1 pseudogene is annotated in these 423 nt (G+C 63.4%); it reads left to right on the top strand.

From position 1 onward, the window contains the following. Positions 1 to 423, top strand: a pseudogene (locus D7Y13_RS43590) (class I tRNA ligase family protein); the annotation flags it as partial.

Genomic DNA, 423 nt, shown 5'->3' with positions numbered 1-423 from the left:
GTATGCCGATGTCATCGGCCAGCACGTGGTGTTGCCGCTGGTCGGGCGGAAGATTCCCATCGTCGCCGACACCTATTCGGATCCCGAAAAGGGTTCGGGCGCGGTCAAGATCACCCCGGCGCACGACTTCAACGACTTCGAGGTCGGCCGGCGGCACGGTCTGGCGCAGATCAGCGTGCTCGACCAGGAGGGCCGTCTGGCACTGCTCGGCAATGAGGACTATCAGCGCGGCCTGCCGGAAGGGTCGAACCAGCTCGCCGAGGAGTTGAACGGGACTGAAAGGTTCGCTGCGCGCAAGCAGATCGTCGCACGGCTGCAGGATTTCGGCTTCCTGGAACGGATCGAGCCCAACACGCACATGGTGCCGCATGGCGACCGTTCCGGCGTGGTGATCGAGCCCTATCTTACCGACCAATGGTATGT

Origin of the sequence: Corallococcus praedator (assembly GCF_003612125.1) — a bacterium.
Lineage (GTDB): Bacteria > Myxococcota > Myxococcia > Myxococcales > Myxococcaceae > Corallococcus > Corallococcus praedator.
The sequence above is the reverse complement of the archived record's forward strand: the minus strand, read 5'-3'. Positions and strand labels throughout refer to the sequence as shown.